General features: G+C 71.8%; 3 protein-coding genes. 2 read left to right on the forward strand and 1 reads right to left on the reverse strand.

All coding sequences use genetic code 11. The features are described 5' to 3' along the window. The first annotated feature begins 298 nt into the window (after positions 1-298). A complete protein-coding gene (locus NON22_RS20650) occupies positions 299-1,177 on the forward strand; it encodes a DMT family transporter (protein ID WP_257388867.1) in 879 nt (292 codons plus the stop codon). Positions 1,178-1,380: 203 nt separating this feature from the next. Here NON22_RS20650 and NON22_RS20655 read toward each other — a convergent pair whose 3' ends face one another. After that, positions 1,381-3,003, reverse strand: a complete 1,623-nt coding sequence (locus NON22_RS20655) for a hypothetical protein (protein ID WP_257388868.1) — start codon at positions 3,001-3,003, stop codon at positions 1,381-1,383. Between the two features lie 276 nt (positions 3,004-3,279). Between NON22_RS20655 and NON22_RS20660 the strand changes: the two genes are divergently transcribed. Then, positions 3,280-4,562 (forward strand): protein kinase domain-containing protein (locus tag NON22_RS20660; protein WP_257388869.1); only part of this gene is annotated, 1,283 nt, incomplete at its 3' end.

Genomic DNA, 4,562 nt, shown 5'->3' on the forward strand with positions numbered 1-4,562 from the left:
GGCCGGGCGACAGGTCGTCCGCGACGTCGGCGGCGAGCCGGCGCGAGTCGGCCCGCTGCGCCGATGCATCCGCCGCGGCGAGCGCCGCCGCCGCGACCAGTCCGAGCACTCGTAATGTCATCGTCACGTGTCCCCCTTTCCCGTGCCGTGCGGGCAGTGCAACCGACGGCGACGCACGGCGGAAGCCGGTCGGCACGGACGCGCGCTTTCGGCAACGCGCGGCCGCGTGTGGCGTAGTTGGCACGAGGCCGCGTGAAGCTGGCATGCTCGTCGTCCCCTTTCGCGCTTCTGGTGCCGCTTGCCCGTCTCCGCCCAGTCCAGGGCCCTGCTGCAGATCCACTTCTGCGTGCTGCTCTGGGGACTCACCGCGATACTCGGCAAGCTGATCAGCCTGCCGGCGGCGGCGCTGGTCTGGTGGCGCATGCTGCTGGTCAGCGCGACGGCGCTGCTGCTGCCGCGCGTCGTGCGCCAGCTGCGCGCGCTGCCGGCGAAGCTGATCGCGACGTACGCCGGCATCGGCTGCGTGGTCGCGCTGCACTGGCTGTCGTTCTACGGCGCGATCAAGCTCGCGAACGCCTCGGTCGCGGTCATCGCGATGGCGCTGTGTCCGATCTTCCTGGCCGTCGTGGAGCCTTGGATCGCGCGGCGGCCGTTCGATCCGCGCGAACTCGGCCTCGGCCTGTTCGTCGTGCCCGGCGTACTGCTCGTGGTCGGCGGCACGCCGGCCGGCATGCAGCTCGGACTGCTGGTCGGCGTGATCTCGGCATTCCTGGCCTCGACGTTCTCGGCCTTGAACAAGCGTTACGTCGGCCAGGCTGACGCGTTGAGCGTGACCGCGATCGAGCTCGGCGCCGGCACGGTGCTGCTGACCCTGGCCGCGCCGCTGCTGCCGCATACGGGGCCGGTGTTTCCGCTGCCGGGCCTGCGCGACGCGCTGCTGCTCGCGGTTCTCGCCTACGGCTGCACCTTGCTGCCGTTCGCGCTGTCGCTCGTCGCGCTGCGCCAGATCAGCGCGTTCACGGCCCAGCTCGCGATCAACCTGGAGCCGGTCTACGCGATCGCGATCGCCGCGCTGCTGTTCGGCGAACAGCGCCAGCTCGACGGGCATTTCTATCTCGGCGTGCTGATCATCGTCGCGGCCGTGATCGGCCATCCGCTGCTCGCGCGGCGGCGCTGATCCGGCGTCGTTCCGAAAAAAGCCCCGGAAGCCGCGGCATTCCCTGCCTCGCGCGGTGGCTGCCTCCGTGCCGCCGCGGCTTCCGGGAAAAAGGCGCCGGATCATCGATGCCAGGCGTGCCGGCCGGGTCCGCGCGCGCCTGGCCCGGGCTTTCCGGCCCTCCCTGGACCGTCGCCCGCGACCCGATGATCCGGCGGGGGAGGTCAGTCGATGCCGCTGCGGAAGATGCGGTCGGACGCCTGCGTGGTCAGCAGCACGGTGCCGTAGCTGGCCACGGTCGCGGTCACGAGCAGGGTGCCGTCGGCGCCCATCCAGCGGTCGCGGCCGCGGCCGTGGTCGGAGCCGCTGCCGGGCAGGTCGAAGCTCGTGATCGTGCTGGCCTGCGCGCCGGTCGTCGTCGGCAGGGTGATGGCCTGGCCGGCCTCGAGCAGCTTGCGCGGCGCGCGGCCGGCTTCCAGCAGCCACAGGCCGCTGATGTCGCCGGGATCGGTGCGCGCTTCGAGCACGAGGTCGCCGTTGGCCAGCACCGCGCTCGCGCCGAACGCGCGCCAGGTGCGGTTCGGCTCGGGGCCGTACTGGCCCGGTATGCCGATCAGCGCGACGAGTTCCGGGCGCCGGCCCGCGCGCACGCGCCAGAAGCCCGTGGGATTGCCGCCGTCGGTCGTGGTCATCGACGCGCTGAACCCGGCGTACTCGCCGCCGGCGCTCAGCGAGTCCACGTTGAACGTGCGCCAGGTCGCGTCGATCCAGTTCGGGCCGTAGTAGCCGTTCGAATCTTGGTAGGCGATCGGGCGGTTCGCGCTGCCGTCGTGCTGGAACAGGCCGTATTCGCTGTTCACGCCGGCCGCGCGGCGGAAGTAACTGAAGAAATAGAACTGGCCCGCCGATCCGGGATACGGCGCCTCGAAGCCGCTCGTGAAGGTCGCGGTGGCGATGCCGATGGCCGGACCGCGCGCGCCGGTTTCGTCGTCGACCGCAAGGGCGCGCGGCGCGCCGGCACAGAGTTCCCAGATGCCGGAGCGCGATCCGGTCGCATCGAAGCTGCCGTAGACGCGACCGGCGCTGCTGACGCTGATGTTGCCGAGCAGAGACCAATTGTTCTGGAAGGAGTCGCCGGCCGTCAGGCCCGGCGCCAGCGCGGCGTCGGTCGCGCCGCTGCGCAGGCAGGGCTGGTTGCCGCCGCCGGGCACGTGGCGGATCAGCGCATGGCCCGACGCGCCGGTCGGGCTGCTGACGTCGGCGTCGAGCAGCACGTGGCCGGCCGTGCCGTAGGCGCGCGCCGCGGCGAACCCGGAGCTGTTGGGAAAGGTCCAGCCGGCGCCGAGGCCCGGGCCCAGCGGATCGCCGACGAGACTGCGCGCGACTTCGACGTTGCGCACGCCGTCCCAGCGCCAGACGCCGTAGCTGGCCGTGGCCGGCGAAGCGGCGTCGCCGGCGCGGCCCTGGAATACGCGCTGGCCGTTCGGCGCGGCCGCGCCGTCGCCGGTGTAGATGTTCAGGAACACGTTGCCGGCCTCGCTGCCGCTGCGGCCCGGGCCGGTGTCGTCGGTCGTGCCGAGCTGCGCGTAACGCGTGAACGTGCCCGGCACGCTGGCCCAGTAGCCGGCCAGGCTGTCGGGAGTGGCCATGCGGAAACCGATCAGACCCCGGCCGACGTCGCCGTAGACGATGTCGGCGAACCAGCGGCTCACGCCGTTGGGCACGCCCGGCATGACGATGCGGGCGTCCTCGCCGGCGGCGACGCGCCAGGTCGTGGTCTGGCCCAGGGCCAGAGGCGTGTGGAGGAGTGCCGCGGCGAGCGCGACGGCGAGCTTGCTGTTCAACATGAGGGTCTCCGGATTCAGGCTTTCCATGCGCCGGCGTCGGGCGTCGTCCGTAACCGACGCCTTACAACCGGAACGCGCTCGCATGCTAGGGTTCACGACAGCTTTCGTAGGCACGGATGGATAACGGCGCGGTAACGAATGGGTAACGCCGTACGGGACGGCGCTTTTCTGCGCCTTCCCGACGGCCGTCCCGACCGCGCGGCGTGACGCTTTCGTGCGCGTTTCCACGTGGCCGCCGCCTTCAGCCGGGCGGCCGCCGCGCGCCTTTTCAGCACCATGAAGACCGAGCACGATCTCCCCGAACGAACCCATTACTGCTATCGCTTCGGCTCGGCCGAGTTCGACGAGGCGCGTTTCGAGCTGCGCGTCGCCGGCCTGCCGGTCGACGTGGAGCGCCGCGCGCTCGAAGTGCTGGCCTACCTGCTGCGCCACGCCGGCGAAGTCGTCACGAAGGAAGAGCTGCTGCGCGAGGTCTGGGCCGGACGCATCACGGTCGACAAGGTGCTGCCGAACGCGGTCAACAAGCTGCGCCGCGCGCTCGGCGAGGCCAATGCCGAGCGCCTGCTGACCCAGGCCCGCATCGGCTACCGCCTCGACGGTGCGATCGAGCGCATCGCGGTCGGCCGTCGCCTGGTCAGCCAGCTCGAGCTGGCCGCGGGCCGGCCTGTGCCGGGACGCGAGAATTTCCTGCTGCGCCGCCAGCTCGGCAGCAACCGCGGCAGCGAGGTCTGGCTGGCCGAGCACGCCAAGACGCGCGAGAAGCGCGTCTACAAGTTCGGCGCCGACGGCGAGCGCCTGCGCGCGCTCAAGCGCGAAGCGACGCTCGCGCGCGTGCTGCAGGAAAGCCTCGAGGACCGCCGCCACTTCGTCGACATCATCGACTGGAATTTCGAGAGCCCGCCGTTCTTCCTCGAATGCGAATACGGCGGCGACAGCCTGCCGGCCTGGTCCGAGCATCACCTCGCGGCGCTCGACAGCGCCGCGCGCGTCGCCCTGTTCCTGCAGATCGCCGACGCGGTCGCCGCGGCCCACGGCGTCGGCGTGCTGCACAAGGACCTCAAGCCCGCCAACGTGCTGATCGCGGCCGACGGCGAGGACTGGCTGATCCGCCTGACCGATTTCGGTAGCGGCCGGCTGCTCGATCCCGAGCGGCTGGAATCGCTCGGCATCACGCGGCTCGGCCTGACCGTGACGCAGAGCGTCGCGACCGATTCGTCCTCGGGCACGCCGCTGTACGTCGCGCCCGAGGTGTTCACCGGCCATGCGCCGACCGTGCAGAGCGACGTCTTCGCGCTCGGCATCCTGCTGTACCAGCTGCTGGCCGGCCGCCTGAACAAGCCCATGGTTTCGGGCTGGGAGCAGGACGTCGACGACGAGCTGCTGCGCGAGGACATCCGCCTCGCGACCGACGGCGATCCCGAGCGGCGCCTGGCCGGCGTCGCGGAATTCGCCGCGCGGCTGCGCGACCGCGACGCGCGCCGGCAGCGCATCGACGCAAACCGCGCGGCCGAGCAGCAGGCGCGCAACGCGCGCGAGACGCTCGCGCGCAACCGCGCGCG

This window comes from Tahibacter caeni (genome assembly GCF_024609805.1).
Classification (GTDB): Bacteria; Pseudomonadota; Gammaproteobacteria; order Xanthomonadales; family Rhodanobacteraceae; genus Tahibacter; species Tahibacter caeni.